The organism is Streptomyces sp. NPDC059255, from assembly GCF_042752355.1.
GTDB lineage: Bacteria > Actinomycetota > Actinomycetes > Streptomycetales > Streptomycetaceae > Streptomyces.
This window is the reverse complement of sequence record NZ_JBHYZP010000029.1, coordinates 36,167-53,534: the sequence shown is the minus strand read 5'-3', so window position 1 is coordinate 53,534 and position 17,368 is coordinate 36,167. Positions and strand designations below refer to the sequence as shown.

The window sequence follows — 17,368 nt, the reverse complement described above, 5'->3', positions numbered from 1 at the left end:
CCGGGCGAGCCCGGTCCACGCCAGGGCGGTCGTCGTGTTCTCCTTCGAAGAGCACGGGGCCACGGTGCTTGAAGGACGTGCCGGTCGATCACCACCTGGTTTCGACTGTCACTTCTGTCGCCCATGCGAACAAGCACCAGACACGCAGGCCCAGTCTGCAGAAACGCACACGACCGTGGACGGCGCCGCGCCCCGGCCGCCACCGCCGGTGATCGTCCGGGGCATCCGCGCGGCTCTGCCGCGTGGGGCCAGCTGTGCATTTGCGCACACTCGCGGTGCCGATTTGGCTCTTGCCCGCACCCCGGCCCGGTCAGCACGGTGAAACACGAGCCGCACAACGACCGTGCACCAGGGCTGCTGTCGCCTGTCGGCGCTCTGAACCTTTGGCGTACCCGAATGTCTGTTCCGGTCCGGCTCGTCAACCTATCCGACCCGACCCCCATGACACCGACGAAGGGGCAACTGATGACGACCAACGAGCCGGAGGCCCCGTCCCAGGAGAGGAACGGTCCCCTCGACGGAGTACTCGTCGTGGATCTCAGCCGTGCTCTGGCGGGCCCTCATGCCGCGATGATGCTCGGAGACATGGGTGCCCGTGTGATCAAGGTGGAGGCTCCGCGGCGCGGCGACGAGTCGCGCGGCTGGGGTCCGCCGTTCGTGGGCCCCGAGGACGACCGGCAGTCTACGTACTTCCTCAGTTGCAACCGCAACAAGGAATCGGTGACCGCGGACCTCAAGGCCCCGGAAGGTGTGGACCTGCTGACGCGCCTCATCCGGCAGGCCGACGTCCTGGTGGAGAACTTCCGCCCCGGCGTCATGGACCGGCTCGGCTTCGGCAACGAGCGGCTGCACGACCTCAACCCCGGGCTGGTCATCCTGTCCATCAGCGGTTTCGGGCACGACGGCCCCCAGGGCGGACGCGCCGGCTACGACCAGATCGCCCAGGGCGAGGCTGGCCTGATGAGCCTTACCGGCCCCGACTCCGAGACCCCCACCAAAGTCGGCGTCCCGATCGGCGACCTCCTCGCGGGCATGTACGGCGCCTACGGGGTCGCCTCGGCGCTGGTCGCGCGCAATGCCACCGGCCGCGGCGAGGTCGTACGCACGTCCCTGCTGTCGGCCATCGTCGGTGTCCACGCGTTCCAGGGAACCCGTTACACGGTGGCCGGAGAGGTCGGACGGGCGGCCGGCAACCACCACGTCGCGATCGCCCCCTACGGCCTGTTCCGGTGTGCCGACGGCGCGATCCAGGTGACCGCGGCCAACGACGGCCAGTGGCGCAAACTCGCCGAGGTCCTGGGCATCGACGCCGACGACGAGCGGTTCGCGACCAACGTGGCCCGGGTCGCCCACCGCGAACAGCTCATCAAGGTCATCGAGGCGGACCTGGAGACCCGGCCAGCCGATCACTGGATCAGTCTGCTGGACGGGCACGGCATCCCCTGCGGCAAGGTCCGCACCCTCGACGAGGTCTACCAGGATCCGCAGACCCTGTCCCAGGGGCTGGTTCTCGACGTCGACCATCCCTCCCTCGGCAGCGTCCGGCTCCCGGGACCGGCGGTCCGTCTGGACCACAACCCCCGCCGCGAACACGCCGCGCCCCCGCTGCTCGGCCAGCACGACGGCAGTGTGCGGCGATGGCTCGACGAGGTCGAGCCCACGGTCTGACCGTACCCACTTCCTCGGTTCCCTCCGAGCTCGGTCCCCTCCGGGCCGGTGAGTCCTCTGCTCACCAGCCCGCGAGCTCTGTCAGCAGTGCGTCATCCCATCGCGTGAAACGGGTATCCCCATGACAACCTCCAGAGCCGCAACAGACACACCATCCTCCCCTGCCGGAAAGCCCGGCCTGCGCCGGGTGGCCTTCGCCAGCCTCGTCGGGACGACCGTCGAGTGGTACGACTACTTCCTGTACGGATCGAGCGCGGCCCTCGTCTTCGGGCAGGTCTTCTTCCCCTCGTCGGACCCGCTGACCAGCACGCTCCTCGCCTTCATGGCATTCGCCGTCGGATTCGTCGCCAGACCGGTCGGCGCCGTGGTCTTCGGGCACTACGGCGACCGGCTGGGCCGTAAGAAACTCCTGGTGGTCAGCCTGCTGATGATGGGGGGCTCGACGGTCCTGATCGGCTGCGTCCCGAGCTACGACACCATCGGAATGGCGGCCCCGATCCTGCTCACCGTCCTGCGCCTGATCCAGGGCTGTGCCCTGGGCGGCGAGTGGGGCGGCGCGGTGCTGCTCGTCTCCGAACACGGTGACGCCCGCCGACGGGGATTCTGGGCCTCCTGGCCTCAGGCCGGCCTGGCCACCGGCAACATCCTCGCCGTGGGAGTGCTGGCCGTGATGTCCACGGCGCTGAGCCGCGACGACTTCGTCGCCTGGGGCTGGCGCGTCCCGTTCCTGCTCTCCGCCGTCCTGGTGCTCGCCGGACTCTGGATCCGCCTCTCCATCGACGAGTCACCGGTGTTCAAGGAGGCCCACGAGGAAAGCGCCCCGTCCGGAAAGCAGCACCGGCCGCTGGTCGATCTGCTGCGGAACAACTGGCGGGACATCCTCATAGCCATTGGAGCCAGGTTCTCGGAGAACATCGCGTACTACGTGCTGACCACGTTCGTGCTCGTGTACTGCGTCGAGCACCTCGGCATGCCGCAGCAGGACGCCCTGATCGCCGTTGTCATCGGCTCAGCAGTGCAGTTCTGCCTGATCCCCTGCTTCGGAGCGCTGTCCGACCGCGTGGGCCGTAAACCGGTGTACCTGGCCGGGGCCGTCGGCACCGGACTGTGGGCCTGGGCCTTCTTCATGTTGCTCGACACCGCTTCGTTCCCCGCCGCGGTCCTCGCCATCTCCATCGGCCTGGCCTTCCACAGCGCCATGTACGCCCCGCAGGCCGCGTTCTTCTCCGAACTCTTCGCGACCCGCGTGCGCTACACCGGAACGTCGGTCGGTGCCCAGTTCGCCTCGGTAGTGGCGGGCGCTCCCGCTCCGATCATCGCTGTCGCCCTGTTGCAGGCGTACGGCACCTTCCAGCCCATCGCCGTGTATCTGACGCTGGCTTCGGTCGTCACTGTCATCGCCGTGTCGTGCGCCCGGGAGACCAGGGGCCGTGACCTGACCGAGACGCCGACCGAGGCAAAGGCGGCGCCCCTGGTAGCCGCCGCGAAAGCGGACGTACCGACCCCGTGAGCGGGAATCGTCTCCGCTGAGGCGGAACATGCTCTGTCTGCATCTTTGCACAGTACCGGTGCCGAAGTGTCTCTTGTGTGCACACGAGTCGACTGCCCACGCTGACCCTGTGTCGAAGAACCCGCTACGTACCGCACGCCGTGCTCCCTGGGTTGCGGGAGCCCGAGCCGCTGTCGGTATCACCGTGCCTTTGGCCGCGGGGGTCATGTTCCATGCTCCGGAGATGGGCGTTGTTGTCGCCCTCGGTGCCTTGTGGGCGACGAGCCACGACCAACCAGGGTTCCGCAGGGAGCGTCTGATCCGCGTCACCGGAAGCGGACTGGCGAGCGTGGACGGGTTCTTGGCCGGGCAGACTGTTCTGCGCGTGGAGCCCGGCTTCGCCGTGACCGCCCTGGTGATCACCGTGGCGTTCGTCTCCGGTCTGCTCAGTCCTGATGGCCTGCTCTCCCCGGAGGTGTCCATGCAGTTTCCGCTCGGCACCATCGTGGGAAGCGCTCTGCCGCTGGACGGTCCGGTCTGGCTGTTCTTGGCCGAACTGATCAGCGGTACGGCCCTGGTCCTTCTGCTTACCGACGTCCTGTGGTCCCGGCACCGGGCGGGTGAGGAACGGCGCGTTCTCCGAGAGGTCTACCGCAAGGCGGAGGAACTCCTGAAGACGGCCGGCACACCGGGCGCACTGGAGGCCCGCCGTGCGATGACCCTGGCACTCAACCGCGCCCACTACGCTGCCGCCGGCGAGCGGACCGGTGCGCGCCATGGTCTCGCAACGGCCTTCCATACAGCCTTCGGCCTCTGCGAGGCCGCCACGGGGTTGGGATGGGAGACAATGCCTCGGCCGACTGCGGTCCTCAGTGAGCCGGAACGCCTGGCCCGGCGGGCGGGCCTGGAGGGGGGACCGTCTCGCCGTCCGCTGAGAGCGCCACAACAACGTGGCGGGCGAACACCCCCGGACTGCTCGCCCTCGAACAGGTGGCGCGCGCCAGCCCGGATAACTCCACCGCACGCGTTCCCTCGGTCCGAACCGCTACTCCGGTGCCGTGGGCGACCCGGCCGCGTTCCGGCACCATGCTGTCCGTGTCCGCTGCCGCGGTCTGCCTCGCGGCACACCTCCTGGACGGGCCTCGTGGCTACTGGCTGCCGCTGGGCGTCGCGTTCATCTCCAAGCCGGATCTTGGCCCCGTACCCCGGCGCGCCCTTCACCGCTGCCTCGAAACCGTACTCGGCGTCACCCTGGTCGGCACCGTCCTCCCCCTCACTCGCAACGACTACGTTCTCATGGCGCTGGTCGTGGTGTGCGGCATGGTGCTCGCCGTGGGTGTCTGCGGCACCACGCGGTCAGCACGCTCGCACTCACTGCGATCATGTTCGACTTCGTCGAATTTCTCGGCGACGACGAGCCCTCTTTCTGGACCGGGTCGTGGACACGGCGATCGCGGCCGTGATCGTTCTGATGGTGTACGGGACGGTGTGGAGGCTGTCGTGGAGTGCGTGTGAGGAGGGCAGCATCGATGACGCCGTACAGGTGTCCCGCCGTTATGGGTCGACGCCTCTGCACACTCCGGTGCACGAGGCTCATGCGTCGGGTCGCGCCGTCTGCCGACGCATCTCCGAGGCGCGCCAGGCGGCGCGACACGCTCACGGTCGAACGCCACTGACGCCAGTCGCATCCGGAAGACTGGCCGGACATCCTGCGTGCGGCCGAGGAGAGGCGTGACGCGACAACGGCCCGGTTGCTGTTCCATCGTCCAAGGGGAGAGGAACCGGAGGCGAGGACGGTGTCCTCGTCGGAATCCGACAAATACACGAGAGGGCCCGAGACTGGGGAATGAGTCAGACTGCAAGGGAGAGCCGTGGGGCTTCGGTGAGGTTCCGTCGGCATGACAGAACGGGAAGCACATGGAACACCGTGGAGAGCCCGAGCCACGCCAACCACGGGTGGACGACCTCCGCTATCTGCTGGCCGTGGCGCACACAGGCCGCCTCGTTGCGGCCGCCTCCGCTCTGGGGGTGGACCACACCACTGTCTCCCGGCGCATTCGGGCGCTGGAGAAGGTACTCGCCGCGCGGCTGCTGGAACGTGGCTCGGACGGCTGGGAACTCACCGAGATGGGGCGGGTCGTCGCCGAACAGGCGCGCCCTATTGAGCAAGCGTTGGAGAATGTCGTCCTCGCAGCCCGGGGCATGCGCCAGGACGCTCTCGTGGGCAATTTCAGAATCACGGCACCCGACGGGTTCGGTGCTCTCTTCGCTGCTCCAGCTCTCACCCGTCTGCAGCAGGAGCACCCCGGACTCACCATCGAGCTCATCACGGCCACCCGGCAGCTGAACCTCCATCAGTCGGGTTTCGACCTTGCCATCGCCGTGGGTGCCCCAGTGACCCGGCGACTGTTCTCCGAGGTACTCGCCGAATACTCACTCGGGCTGTACGCGAGCGAGGACTACCTGGCCCGTTACGGGCGACCGCAGAGCACTGACGAGTTGCGGGACCACACGGTCATCTTCTACATCGATTCCCTGCTACAGGTCGGCGACCTGGACCTCGGCCTCTATCTGCCCGGCGTGACCGCACGGTTCACCTCGACCAGTATTTTTGCCCAACTCCAGGCCACAGCGGTGGGAGCGGGCGTAGGACTGCTACCGCGATTTATGACGGTGGGCGTACCCGGTCTGGTCGAACTCGATGACCTGGGTGTGCACATCACCCTCCCGTTCACCCTGGCTGCCCGCCGCGACGGGGTGTCCCGGCCGGCTGTGCAGGCCGTGCGGCGAGCGCTGCGCGAAGAGGTCCGTCGTCGGCACGACGAACTGGTGAAACCCATGTAGTCCGAATTGCGGAAGGAATGGTGACTGGCCGGACCCTGGCGCTCCGGTCCGGGTACAGACGACAGTCTCCACGCGGCGGCGCTGGCTCACCGGATCCGTCGACCTGAGCTTGCGGTGAGCCGCACGAGGCCGGTGGCCGGACGAACATCCGCGAGCCGGGTCGGTAAGGGAATTCCGGAGACTCGGGAGACCGGACGACGTAGCTGGTGATCCCGGTAATGCGGGCCAGTGTCCGTCCTGGCAGGCGGTCTGCGTATGTGCACAGTCCCTCTGTACTGATGGTTATTGGCGCCCAGCCCAGAGGCTCGCATAGTGAGAATGTCCGCACCCGAGACAACGCCTGGTGCGGAATTACTGGGCAAGGGAGGAATCGGCAGTGAACAACGTTGCTTGGATCGGTTTGGGGCACATGGGTGTGCCCATGTCAGCACACCTCGTCAAGGCGGGACACAAGGTGCGCGGCTTCGACATCGAGGAGAGTGCCCGGGAAGCCGCCCGCGCCCATGGCGTTGAGGTGAGCGGCTCGGTTGCCGAGGCCGTCCGTGATGCCGAGGTGGTTTTCACCATGCTGCAATCGGGCGTAGTTGTCGAAGAAGTGCTGACCGGGCCGGATGGCGCCTTCGCCCACATGCCCAAGGGCTCGGTCGTCGCGGACTGTTCGACGATCGGCATCGACATGGCCCGCTCGCTCCACAGCCGGGCCAAGGAGCACGGAGTCGGCTTCGTGGACGCCCCCGTATCGGGTGGTGTACAAGGTGCCGAGGATGCGTCCCTGACCCTCATGCTGGGCGGCGACGCCGACGACGTGGCGCGGGCGACTCCGTTGATCGAGCAGATCGGCTCGTACATCGTCCACGTGGGCCCGAGTGGTGACGGCCAGGCGATGAAGGTTGTCAACAACGCCATGATGGGCATCAGCATGGCGGCCTCGTGCGAAGCGTCGGTGCTCGCGCAGCGTCTGGGGCTCGACCCCCAGGTCTTCTACGACATCGTCCTCCGGTCCTCGGGTGACAGCTGGGCGTTCCGCAACTGGTTCCCGCTGCCGGGCGTGGTGCCGACGTCTCCGAGCTCGCACGGCTACGAGCCCGGCTTCATGATCGACCTGCTGCACAAGGACCTCCGCCTGGCCACCGCGACCGCCGAAGAGTTCGACGTGCGGCTGGACACCGCGCGCACAGCGATGCGGTTGTTCGCAGCGGCATCCGCAGCCGGCGCCGGGAAACGGGACTGCACCGCGCTCGCGCTGGAGCTGGGGGCCCGGGACGAGCCAGAGGCCGCATCCGTATAGGTGGTGGCCTTGCCTCCCCGTCGGCGGCTCCGTGTCCGCCGAGAATTCCTCAGCGGAGACAGAGCCGCCGGCGGGGGTGTCAGTTTCCACTGGACCAATTGATCGAACCTGTCGACTGGAGTCCGACCATGCCGCTTTTCACTCTCACCTACCGTTACACCGGCGATGCCGAGCTCGTTACCGCACACCGTCCTGAGCACCGTCAGTACCTTCGGGCTCTCGCGGAGCGGGGCGAGCTGGTGGTGGCCGGACCCTTGGGCGGGCCAGGCCCTGTAGGCGGTCTGCTGGTGTTCGATGTGGACTCGGCAGGACGCGTGCTGGCTATCGCGGACAACGACCCTTTTCAGGCGCGGGGCGTGATCGTCGACCGGATGGTGCAGAGCTGGACCCTATCCATCGGAGCCGACCTGTTCGCAAATGGGTCGAACGTGTAGCGGTTCCGCTCGAAGGTACATCCATGTCGGTGACTGCACCATGACGCAGCGCTCGGTGAGTTCGTGCAGTGCCGCTGAGGCGCGGCTGGCGCTCACGCAGGCGGTGGTGGGCGCGGAAGCCTGCGAGTTCTGCCGGCCGGACACGGAGCTGGGCCTGACGGAGTAGTTCCTGGTGCGGGTCGGCGCCGGGGAGTGTTGGCCTGTTCCGGTGCTGCAACAGCGCCGTCCGCCCGGTTCATCGGTTGCGTCGGGTGAGGGGTTGCGGTGGTGCCGCCGGCGCGGGTGCTGTTGCCTGCGCGGCATGGTGCGGGGATCGCGCCGGGGCGGGTGGGGAGACCTGATGGCGGACTTCGCCGTGGATGAGGTCGTAGGTGAGGTCGGCCAGCAGTCCGGCGGGGGTGTGGGGGGAGCAGCGAATCGCCCAGGTGGGGTGGTCTATGTGCTTGCCGCCCCAGATGGTCCAGGCGGGCAGAGGGCTTGCGGCCTGGGTGGTGGCGGCGAAGGCGTCGAACTCGGCGCCGGCGGGCTTGCCGGTGGGTTCTGACCATTGGATCCGGCGGCTGTCGACCTTCTGGGACCAGCCTTCGTCGGCCAGCGGTCTCATGGCCTGGGCCACGGTCTGCTCGTTGAGACCGTCGGCTTCCTGGGCCCAGGCGTCCTGGGCGGCGAGGCTGTCGAGGAGGACTTCCACGATTCCGACCGGGGTGGCGGAGGTCGCGGTGAGGTGCCAGACACGGGGACCAGTAGGGGATTCGTAGGCGGCGATCGTCCAGGCGACATCGTCGATGTATGCCTCGTGGATGAATTCGATCCGCAGAGTGAGGGACTCATGGGTGGCGATGGTCGTGTTCTCGACCCACGTCCGGTACTTCTGCCACTCGCCCTGCTCGTCGAGGAAGGCGTCGAGGAGGGCTTCGTGGTTGCCCGGGTCGGCGGCATACGCCGGGACGAGCTCTGTCCTCGGCTCGTCCCGTTCGGCCGATGGGGTGGAGGCGCCGTCCGGTGCCGGTGTGGTCAGTGAGGTGAGGGCTTCGGCGGTCTGCTGCTCCGTTTCGGTCGCGGGTGCGGAGCCAGGGCGCATGGTCGTGCCGTGGAGGCGTTCGAAGGCGGCGATGGCCTGGGCCGGGGAGTCGAAGGTGCCGGCGGTCTGCCGCAGGTGGTTCTCCCCGTGGAGGTAGACGCTCGTGCCGCCGCGGTACGTACCGACCGCGACGGTGGTCCCCGCGTCCTCCGCGTGCGCGTGGATGACCAGGCGCCCGCTCCGGATGTCCTCGTAGAGCTGGTTGGCCTGGTCGGAGACCTCCCGGATCTCCCGGCGGGTGCACCAGGGCATCGGGTAGTTGGCCCAGGGCCATTCCTCGTCGATCGCCGCACGCAGCCGGGGCGTGATCTCGACGGTCACGCCCTCCTCGTCGGCCAGCTTCCGGGCGCTCTGCTGGGCCCAGTAGGGCTCTTCGTGGTCGATGCGGGCCAGCACGAGGTTGTGCTCGTTGACGGGTTCGAACCCGTGGGCGGTCAGGAGGGCGTGGGCGGTGTGGTGCTGCGTGCCGGTGAGGGTGGCGGTCACGGCGCTGGGGTGGCTGGGGTGGGTATGGAGGCGTATCTGCGCGTCGATGGAAGGTGTGGTCAAAGGTGTGCCTCGTTTCGAGCCGTTGGCCGGGCTGCGGGGCTTGGCCGACGGCGGTCGGGGTCAGCGGGAGGGGCGTGATGCGGAAGGAGCCGCTGTGTGCGGGGGGCCGGCTCGCGGCGGCGCCGAGGACTTGGTCTGCGCGCGCTTCGTCACCGGGGGTGGGGAGGTGGCGTGGTTCCAGCGGGTGCGCACGGCGTGGAGGTCGGCCAGGGCGCGTCGGCTGCCGAGGACGAGCTGGTATGGCGTCGATACGGGATCGGAGGCGAACGCCTCGATCCGGCAGCCCACTTCGTACGCGGTCGCCAGAACGGCACGGTGAAGGACCCGTTCGCCCCAGTAGACCGTGGACCCGGCCGGTGCCGGGGGACCGTCGAGCAGCTCCGCGGGCACGACCTCGGTGGCCAGCCCCCGCTGCTGGGCCTCCCACAGCACGGTGACCGGGTCGATCGGCGCGCCGCGCCGGTGCAGCCCGGTGAGGCAGGTCCACAGGCCGGCGTGGAGTGCGTCGCTGAAGTCGCGGTCGGTCAGCCACCGCATCCGCTCGATCTCGGCGGGGTGCGCGGTCGCGGAGGCGAGGAGGAGTCTCTCCTCGTCGAGCGCCTCGTCACGGCCGTCGAGGTCGGGGTGGGGCGGTGGTGCGGGGGCGCGGGGCAGGGCGCCGGGGTGGGGAGGGACCCGTGCGGCGAGGCCGTCCACGATCTTTGCGAGGGCGTCCGCTTCGGCGAAGACCGCCGGTAGCGGGTGCGGGAGGGCGGGGTCGGTCGCGGTCTGCGCGAGACGCTGGGCCCGGCCGTGGAGGGTACGGCGGGCGTGGTCGGCCTCGATGATCCGCGCGTACGCCGCGGCGTGACGAGGCTGTGGGCAGGCGCGGATCAGGGTGTGCAGATACGGGCTGGTCAGTCCGCGTGCCTGCTCGCGGGCGGCGTTGAGCACTTCGTTGAGCCAGGTCGTGGCCTGGGCGTGCTGGACAGGGTCGGGGACCGGGAGGGTTCCGATCGCGGTGAACACGGCGCCGTGCGCGGCGTTGGAGAACGATCCGGCGCCGATCCCGGTCAGACCGGCGTGGCGGTGGGGTTCGAGAAGGAGGGCACCGAGCAGGGCCCGCTCGGCGTAGTACACCGGCTGCGCCAGCGGGAGAGCATCATGGCCGCCGTTCATGCGGGGTCCGGGTCCGGGAGTGGTGGGCATCAGGCGGCCAGAGTGAAGTCGTCGGGGTTGAGGGTGACGTCCAAGTGCGGGGCGAGGAGGTGGCCGGCGAAGAGCGGCGGGACGGCGTTGCCGATCTGGGAGAACTGCTGGCCCTTGTTGCCGGCCCAGAAGCGGCCGGCGGGGAACGTCTGCAGCAGGCCCGCTTCACGGGCGGTGATCCGGATCGGCTCCGGCGCCACCGTGCCCGTGCCGCCCGGGTGGGAGAGGACGGGTTCGGCGACCCAGGTGCATTCATTCGCCCGGTGCCCGAAGAACAGCGTCCCCGCCGGCTCCGTGACCGGCCGGACGGTGGCGTTGGCCTGGTTGTTGCTCCGCAGCGACCACGACCACCGGTTCCCCTCCGCCTCCGCCACGGGCGTGGTCACCGGGGCGCCTGCGGGCCAGCTGTTCTGGACACCGGGCCCGGCGGTCCCCCGACCGGACTGAGGGACCATCATCCCCTCCGGGCGTGGTGTCCAGGTGCCGCGGTCGCGGGCGTCGGACAGCGTTCTGCGGGAGCCGGAGGGGAAGGGTTCGGGGCCTCCGCCGGGTCCGCCGCCGGCGCAGACGGTGGGGACGGGCCGGTCGGTGGCGCCCCAGCCCAGGGCCTCGGCCATGCTGACCCAGCGGGCGCGGCCCGGCCCGAACAGCGATTCCGGCTCCGCGACCCGGGCGTGGGTCGGCGCCGGGGGTTCGGCCGTCCGAACCCGGGAGGCGAGGAGGATCGCCCGCCTCCGCGTCTGGGGAACGCCGTAGTCGGCGGCCTGGAGAATCCCCGTCCACACCGAGAATCCCCAGGTCCGAAGGACGGCCGCGTACTGCTTCCACAAGGGCAGCACGTCGGGGACTTCCTCCATAGCGATCCACTCCGGCTCGCCCACCGTGTTCAGCGCTTGGAGGTAGCGCATGGGCTCGGCGGCCAGGAGGGAACGCACGTCCCGGCAGGCCGTGAGAAGTTGGTCGCGGGTGTCGCGGCCGGCTGCGAGGTCGGCAACCGCCTGGTGGACCAGCGGCTGGTCCACCAGCCCCAGCCGCTTACCGGCCGTCGACCACGCCTGACACGGCGGACTCGCCAGGAACCCCGTCGTCCGGCCGAGCCACGGCCACGTCGGATACGCCGCCACATCCGTCCGCACCGTCAACTGCCCAGCCCGCTGACGGGTCCGGCACGCCCACTCATCCCACTCCAGACCCACATCCCGGGCCCTGAGCACGGCCAGAGCGTGACTCCAGCCGCCCGGACCCGCGAACAAGTCAAGGACGATCCCCCTCACGAAGCCAGACCGAAGCCGTCCCGCACCGCATCCACGTCACCGCGACAGGCCCAGGGGGAGCAGCCGTCCACCACGCCCTGCTCCAGTTCCTCCGCGTCCGGGGTGCTGTCTAGTTGGGGCTGGAGGGCGGCCCATTCGGCTGCGGTGACGTGGTCGATCGGGGCTTGGTCGAGGGGTACGCGGGAGCGGTGGAGGAATGCCTGGCCGAGCAGGTGGTTGCCGGCGGCGTTGGCGCGGGCGTTGCCCTGGCGGATCGCGGCGTCGAACTCCACGACGTCCTGCCACTCGTCGGGGCTGGTGTCACGGATGTGCCGCCACTGCGCGTTCCCGTGGAACGGGCAGCCCAGGCACGAGGATTTGGGGGTGTCCGCGAGGCCGAGTGCTGTGAGGTAGCGGACGCAGTCGCTGCGTGACCAGCCGATGTCGATGAGCGGATGCCGGTTGCGCATGTAGCGGACGTCGGCGTCCTTGGCCCGGTGGAATTCGTCCGTGGAAATCCCGACCCACTGCTCGACGAACACATTCTTCGGGATGCGCTGCGGGTGGGGGTATCCGAGGAGTTCGCGGACCTTCTTCTTGATCGGCTTTATTTTGTATTCGCCGGTGCACTGGCGCCGGGTCATTCCCTGCTTTCCATCCTTGTTCAGGACGTACAGGGGCATGGAAGCGAACCGGTGCCCGGGGTCGAGAGCGTCGTCCCGGATGTTTCCCGAGGTGACGCGGAGGACGGGGATTCCGGCCGGTTCGGCTATCTCCTTTTCGATACGGTCGAGATGAGTATAGACGGCTGCAGGCTCCCACCCGGTATCGGCGAAGATCGCGTAATCGACCTTGGGGAGAATCCCTTCGGCGGACAGGGCGAGCAGAGTACTGGACTGGACTCCGGCACCTAGAGAAAGGGCCAGAAATTGCGGGGTCGGGGAAATAGTCATTCCTGAGGGAGAGGCGGAGTGAGACATAAAAAGCCTCGGAAGGGAGACCACCACGCCTTCCGGCAGGAGCTGCCGGTCAGCGGTTGGTCTAGCGGCGGCGGCCTGGTTGCGGCGCCGAGGCGTGCGTTGGAGCGGCGACAGCCCCCTCCTGCCCCCGTTCCGAGGCCGGTGAGGGCGAACCAGCCGCAGCGGCCCCGGGGTTGGTGAAGGCGGGGGCGACGTGGTCGAGGATGTCGGCGAGCTGCTGGGCGAGGTCGTGTGCCTGGCGGAGCTGCACGGCGATGTCGTCGGGCAGGCGGTCCCACTGGGCCCGGTACTGGGAGTCCTTGATGATCTCGGCCCCGTCGCGGAGCTGGTCGGCGACCCGCCGCAGCACCGCGCCCGCTGCTGTCCGCTCAGCGCGGCGCGGGTGGTCTGCAGGAGTGCGTCGAGCGCGGTGGGCAGCGGGTCGGGGGCGGTGGGCAGGCCGTAGAGCTGGGCGTGGAGCCCCTGGGCGATCACGGTGACCGGCCCGCCACCGCTCCTGTGGCGGAATTCAGCGGCAGCCTGGGGGCGGACGTGGAAGGTGACGATCACGTCCCGCGGAGGGGCTTCGGGGTGGATCCGGCTCGCGAGAGCACGGGCGAGGTCATGGGGCGTGGGGGTATCGGCGGACGTAGAGGCTCCAGGCGGGTGGGAGGAGGCCGGCCGCCCGCCGCGGGACTCGCGGGGAACGGCCGACAGCTGCGGTGACGCGAGCGCCCGGCCTGTGCTGCGACAAGGGCGCGTCGTTTATCGGTGCGGTGGGGGTGGGCTGGGCGGCTTCTGTACCGGCGCCGCCGGCGGCACCGCGGGGCGTGCGTGGGCGGTCGGCTGCATGTACAGGGCAAGTTCGCCGGCGGCAGTGACCGTGATCTCCTGTCCCACCACCGGGGAAACAAGGGCGTCGACGCTGACCAGGCGGTGCTTGGCCAGCGTGCCGAAAGCGGCGGGACGCAGGGGTGTGCCGTCTGCGGCCCGGACCACGATGCCCCGGCCCCGGCCCCGGACGTAGCGCCGGGCTCCGCCTTCTGCCACCTTCCCGAGGACGCCGTACTGGGCGGGCGTCAGGTCCGGGAGGGCAGGCTGCTGCTCTGGATGGTTCTTGAGGTTCCGGATGATGTCCGCGGCGGCGGACTGGCAGGTGGCCGCGCAACGGTCGAGCTGGCGGGCGGCGTCGGAAAGGAATCCGGCGAGGGCCGGTACCGCCTGGCGCGCCGCCTCTTCCTCCGGAGGTTCATAGCCAAACCCCGCCGCGTCGGGACGGTTGGCATACAGGGTGGTTGCGAGGCCCGATGCGGCCAGGGAGGCGGTGGAGACGATGGAGGAGAGGGACTGCAGGGTGTAGCGGCTTCCGGGGACGGCGGTGTACTGGCTGCCGTGGAGATCGGCCAGCTGGGCCAGGGTTCGGCCGACCAGCTCGTTGATGGCGAGGATCTGGGGGCCGAGACGGAGCAGTGTGTCGCTGCCGGGCCGGACTTCCAGCTTCTGGACGGTTGTGCGGAGGGTGGCGAAGTCGCGGCCGAGCTGACGCAGACTGTCGGTCTGCGCGAGAAGGTCGATCTGGCGCATGAGGTGGGAGGACGCTCTCCTTGCTCGAACGGGCTTCAGCGGGTACGGGGCCGGCTGTGCTGCGGGGCCGGGGTGCTGGGGTCGGTGGTGGTTGTCCGGCGGGGTGCGGGCGGGATCGCTTCCGGTGTCGCGATGCCGAGATCGATGCTCACGTCGAAGTCCTCGGAACGGAGGTGGGCTTCGGCCCTTACCACTGTGTTCACGGCATCGCGCTCGTCCAGCCTGGGCTCCAGCGTGCACCGGGTACCGGCGGCAGCGGGCGTGAAACCGTGCAGGGTCAGGAGGATGCCCGCCCGGATGCCACCGGCGGTCGCCGTCACCTCACCGTCGGTGAACCGGAAGCGCACGTCGGGCTCCGGCAGGGGGCCGGCCGCGCTGTAGCGGGTCGTGTTGGCGAGGTCGACGCAGTCCATGGTGTGGGCGAGCAGCCGGTAAGCCGCCGCACCGGCCCGTTCGATCGCGTCGTCGGCCGTGCCGGGCGGGAGCAGGTAGACGGTGCGCCCGTGGTGGGCGCGGGCGGTGAATCCGGCCTCGGTCAGGAGCCGGTGGGCGCCGTTGATGTGGCGGTTGAGGATGAGGAAGGTGTGACGGTCGCCGGTTGACCCGACGAACACGTCGTGATGGTCGGTGATAGCCAAGGAGCGTGTCTTTCGGAAGGGGGAGTGGTGGCCCGGGGAAGGCCGTGGTCGAAGTAGGCGCGCGCGTGGCTGGCCGGGCCGGGCCATACGTATGGCAGGCCGACGAGCGGCGTGTTACCGGGCTTGTGGTTCAGGGGGCTTGCCAGAGGCAGCGGGCGACGTGGTCGTTGTCGTGGCCGGTGCGGGGGCGGGCGGGGGTGTGCCATCCGGCCCGGGGCGGACGGTGGGCGATCAGGTGCCATCCCGCGCCGCGCAGGGACGCGCCGCTCTCGGCGTGCTGTGTGTAGGTGATCAGCCGCCGGTATCCGAGCGCTTTCGCCGCCCGCCAGGATGCCCCGTACAGCAGGGAGTTCGCGTTGCGTGTGCCGTCGCTGGCGGTGCGGGTGACTTCGAGGGTGGCGCCGTCGTCGAAGTGACGGGCCACCGGCCGCCCGACGACGGCCACCGCGTGCAGGGTGCCTTCCTCGTCGGCTGCTCCGACAGAGAAGATGTGTCCGACGGGCGGTGGGTGGTGGCGGTGCCACGCGTGCACGAATTGCTTCGCTTCACGGAGACGGACCGGCACCAGGCGCAGCCTGGCCTGGCTCACGCGGCCTTCCCGACGTCGGAGCGTGCCGGCGCGTGCTTCGCGATGGCGCGTTCGGTGATGGCTTTCGATGCGTGGGCGGAGGCGGCGGACAGTTCGCCGGCGCCGGGTTCCAGGTACCAGGGGCGCAGGTCGAGCATGGCGGCGCGCATGCCGGTGGCGAAGCACAGGGCGGTGCCCTTGGCGAGGGCGCGGATCGCGTCGGCGGGCAGGATCCTCTCCTGCCGCATCGACACGGAGGTGGACTTGCCGGACTCGGAATGCGAGGTGGAAAGGGTCTCCACGTCGTGGTCCCCGATGAGGCGGGAGAGTTTGTCGGCGAAGTCCGGGTCGTCGATGCCGGAGCCGATGACCTTCACCGTCGAGGCGGACCACAGGGCGTCCATGCCGGCGTCGCCCCAGACTTTCTGGCCCTGGCGGTAGGACTGGAGGATCGTGATGGGGATGATCCCCCTCGACCCCAGGTGGGAGTACAGGTCCGGGAGATCGCTGATCTTGCAGACGTTGGCGGCCTCGTCGAGGATCGCGAGCATGGGCGGGTCGAGCCGTCCGCCGGCGCGTTCGGCCTGGGCGGTCGCCGCCCGCATCACGGAGTCCGCGCACGCGGCGATCAGCGCGCTGGCTCCGCCTCCACCGTCCTTCGACAGGAGGTAAAGAGTGTCGGTGGAGGTGACGAACCCCGAGGGTTTGAATTCCTCGATGTTCTTCTGGGGGGTGACCCAGGCGGCGATCTCGGGGTTGAGGAGGGCGGCGGCGTACTGGCGGGCTGTTTCGTAGATGCCGTCGCGTGTTTCGGGTGGCCCTTCGACGGTGCCTTTGAGCTGGGCCGCGACGGGGGTGAAGTCGTGGTCGCGGAGGATGTCGAGGGGGGTGCGGTCGGCGGGGAAGGCGAGCCACTGCATGACGTCGGTGATGGGCCGTTCGTCGAGCGCCGCGGCGAGGAAGAGCTGGGACAGGATGTTGGATCCGGCCTTGGACCAGAAGTCCCCCTGCTGGGAGGCGTCGACCGAGGCGGCGAGGAAGTGCCCCGCGAGCCTGCCGGCTCCGTCGAGGGTCTTGGCGTCGGCCAAGGGGTTCCACCACATCTGGCGTTCGGCGTGGGCGATCTGTTGCGGGTCCATGGTCCACGTCCGCCCGTCCTGCCCCCGGGCGTCGAGGGTCGCGGTGAACGCGTCGCCTGCCGCTTTGTTGGAGGTCAGCAGGACCGGGCCCGGGGCGGCGAGGATCGAGGGGATCGCCAGGCTTGTGGTCTTGCCGGAGCGGGGGGCCATGATCGCGACGGCGACGTCCTCGTATCCCATGCGGACCTCGTGGCGGGTGCCTTGGAGGTTGCCCAGGAGGATGCCGGTGTCCTTCGCCTCGATGTGCTTGGCGTTTTTCAGGCTTGGGCGCAGGGAGCGGGCCTTGTCGGTGATCGCCTTGGCCATCAGGGGCTCGATGTCCCGTGCCTTGGCCATCCCCGTGATCCTCTTTCGGGTACCGGCACGGTTCTTGTGGCGGGACCACAGGACGCCGGCCACGGCGAGGAGGGCGAGCAGGATGGTGACGGGGATGATCCGCGTGCCGATCAGCAGGGGCATCTGCTCGGCCTGGGGCCAGAGTTGGTCGGGGTGGAGCAGCGCGGTGGTGGGCTGGTAGGGCGCCCACTTGTTGCCGGTGGCCTGGGCGGTGAAGTTGCCGCAGAGCCAGGCGAGGTGGGACAGGGGGACGACGACCGCGGCGGCACCGAGGAGGAAACGCAGGGCGATGTCGTACCCGTCGGTGGGACTGCTGGGAGAAGAAGGCAAAAGAGGCGGGGCGCTTCCGG

At 69.4% G+C, this 17,368-nt stretch carries 16 protein-coding genes; 7 read left to right on the top strand and 9 right to left on the bottom strand.

What is annotated here, in order from left to right; genetic code table 11:
- The first annotated feature begins 465 nt into the window (after positions 1-465).
- From ACFXKG_RS28565 to ACFXKG_RS28535, 7 genes are all read left to right on the top strand, one after another.
- A complete protein-coding gene (locus ACFXKG_RS28565) occupies positions 466-1,668 on the top strand; it encodes a CaiB/BaiF CoA transferase family protein (protein ID WP_384845069.1) in 1,203 nt (400 codons plus the stop codon).
- Between the two features lie 121 nt (positions 1,669-1,789).
- Positions 1,790-3,178 (top strand): MFS transporter, encoded by a 1,389-nt coding sequence (locus ACFXKG_RS28560; protein WP_384845066.1) that lies wholly within the window; start codon positions 1,790-1,792, stop codon positions 3,176-3,178.
- Positions 3,179-4,252: 1,074 nt separating this feature from the next.
- On the top strand, positions 4,253-4,672 hold the full coding sequence (locus ACFXKG_RS28555; RefSeq protein ID WP_384845063.1) for an FUSC family protein: 420 nt from the start codon (positions 4,253-4,255) through the stop codon (positions 4,670-4,672).
- Between the two features lie 441 nt (positions 4,673-5,113).
- The gene (locus tag ACFXKG_RS28550; protein WP_384845060.1) at positions 5,114-6,001 is read left to right on the top strand and encodes a LysR family transcriptional regulator; all 888 of its coding nucleotides are present in this window, start codon (positions 5,114-5,116) and stop codon (positions 5,999-6,001) included.
- A 376-nt stretch (positions 6,002-6,377) separates the two neighbouring features.
- Positions 6,378-7,289 (top strand): 3-hydroxyisobutyrate dehydrogenase, encoded by a 912-nt coding sequence (mmsB, locus tag ACFXKG_RS28545; protein ID WP_384845057.1) that lies wholly within the window; start codon positions 6,378-6,380, stop codon positions 7,287-7,289.
- A gap of 98 nt (positions 7,290-7,387) precedes the next feature.
- Entirely contained in the window at positions 7,388-7,723 is a 336-nt protein-coding gene (locus ACFXKG_RS28540) for a YciI family protein (RefSeq protein ID WP_384845054.1), read from the top strand.
- Between the two features lie 40 nt (positions 7,724-7,763).
- Complete coding sequence (locus ACFXKG_RS28535; RefSeq protein ID WP_384845051.1) at positions 7,764-7,889, top strand: DUF6233 domain-containing protein; 126 nt, start codon at positions 7,764-7,766, stop codon at positions 7,887-7,889.
- A gap of 69 nt (positions 7,890-7,958) precedes the next feature.
- Here ACFXKG_RS28535 and ACFXKG_RS28530 read toward each other — a convergent pair whose 3' ends face one another.
- From ACFXKG_RS28530 to ACFXKG_RS28490, 9 genes are all read right to left on the bottom strand, one after another.
- A complete protein-coding gene (locus tag ACFXKG_RS28530) occupies positions 7,959-9,353 on the bottom strand; it encodes a DUF317 domain-containing protein (RefSeq protein ID WP_384845048.1) in 1,395 nt (464 codons plus the stop codon).
- A 60-nt stretch (positions 9,354-9,413) separates the two neighbouring features.
- Entirely contained in the window at positions 9,414-10,541 is a 1,128-nt protein-coding gene (locus tag ACFXKG_RS28525; RefSeq protein WP_384845045.1) for a DnaB-like helicase N-terminal domain-containing protein, read from the bottom strand.
- Positions 10,541-11,806, bottom strand: coding sequence for a DNA cytosine methyltransferase (locus ACFXKG_RS28520; protein ID WP_384845287.1), 1,266 nt, complete (start codon positions 11,804-11,806; stop codon positions 10,541-10,543). Before ACFXKG_RS28520 ends, ACFXKG_RS28525 begins: the two co-directional genes overlap by 1 nt.
- Before the next feature lie 5 nt (positions 11,807-11,811).
- The gene (locus ACFXKG_RS28515) at positions 11,812-12,681 is read right to left on the bottom strand and encodes a hypothetical protein (protein WP_384845284.1); all 870 of its coding nucleotides are present in this window, start codon (positions 12,679-12,681) and stop codon (positions 11,812-11,814) included.
- A 154-nt stretch (positions 12,682-12,835) separates the two neighbouring features.
- On the bottom strand, positions 12,836-13,123 hold the full coding sequence (locus ACFXKG_RS28510; RefSeq protein ID WP_384845042.1) for a hypothetical protein: 288 nt from the start codon (positions 13,121-13,123) through the stop codon (positions 12,836-12,838).
- A gap of 395 nt (positions 13,124-13,518) precedes the next feature.
- Positions 13,519-14,337: a hypothetical protein gene (locus ACFXKG_RS28505; RefSeq protein WP_384845039.1), complete on the bottom strand. Its 819-nt coding sequence runs from the start codon at positions 14,335-14,337 to the stop codon at positions 13,519-13,521.
- A gap of 35 nt (positions 14,338-14,372) precedes the next feature.
- Positions 14,373-14,951 carry a hypothetical protein gene (locus ACFXKG_RS28500; RefSeq protein WP_384845036.1) on the bottom strand — a complete coding sequence of 193 codons (579 nt, stop codon included), beginning with the start codon at positions 14,949-14,951 and terminating at the stop codon, positions 14,373-14,375.
- A 154-nt stretch (positions 14,952-15,105) separates the two neighbouring features.
- Positions 15,106-15,564 carry an XF1762 family protein gene (locus ACFXKG_RS28495; protein WP_384845033.1) on the bottom strand — a complete coding sequence of 153 codons (459 nt, stop codon included), beginning with the start codon at positions 15,562-15,564 and terminating at the stop codon, positions 15,106-15,108.
- Positions 15,561-17,348: a type IV secretory system conjugative DNA transfer family protein gene (locus ACFXKG_RS28490; RefSeq protein WP_384845030.1), complete on the bottom strand. Its 1,788-nt coding sequence runs from the start codon at positions 17,346-17,348 to the stop codon at positions 15,561-15,563. The genes ACFXKG_RS28495 and ACFXKG_RS28490 overlap by 4 nt, the downstream gene beginning before the upstream one ends.
- Positions 17,349-17,368: the final 20 nt, after the last annotated feature.

Excerpts from the sequence above, each read along its gene's own strand:
- ACFXKG_RS28565 (WP_384845069.1), top strand. The coding sequence starts at position 466 with ATGACGACCAACGAGCCGGAGGCCCCGTCCCAGGAGAGGAACGGTCCC.
- ACFXKG_RS28560 (WP_384845066.1), top strand. The coding sequence starts at position 1,790 with ATGACAACCTCCAGAGCCGCAACAGACACACCATCCTCCCCTGCCGGA.
- ACFXKG_RS28535 (WP_384845051.1), top strand. The coding sequence starts at position 7,764 with ATGACGCAGCGCTCGGTGAGTTCGTGCAGTGCCGCTGAGGCGCGGCTG.
- ACFXKG_RS28525 (WP_384845045.1), bottom strand. The coding sequence starts at position 10,541 with ATGCCCACCACTCCCGGACCCGGACCCCGCATGAACGGCGGCCATGAT.
- ACFXKG_RS28505 (WP_384845039.1), bottom strand. The coding sequence starts at position 14,337 with ATGCGCCAGATCGACCTTCTCGCGCAGACCGACAGTCTGCGTCAGCTC.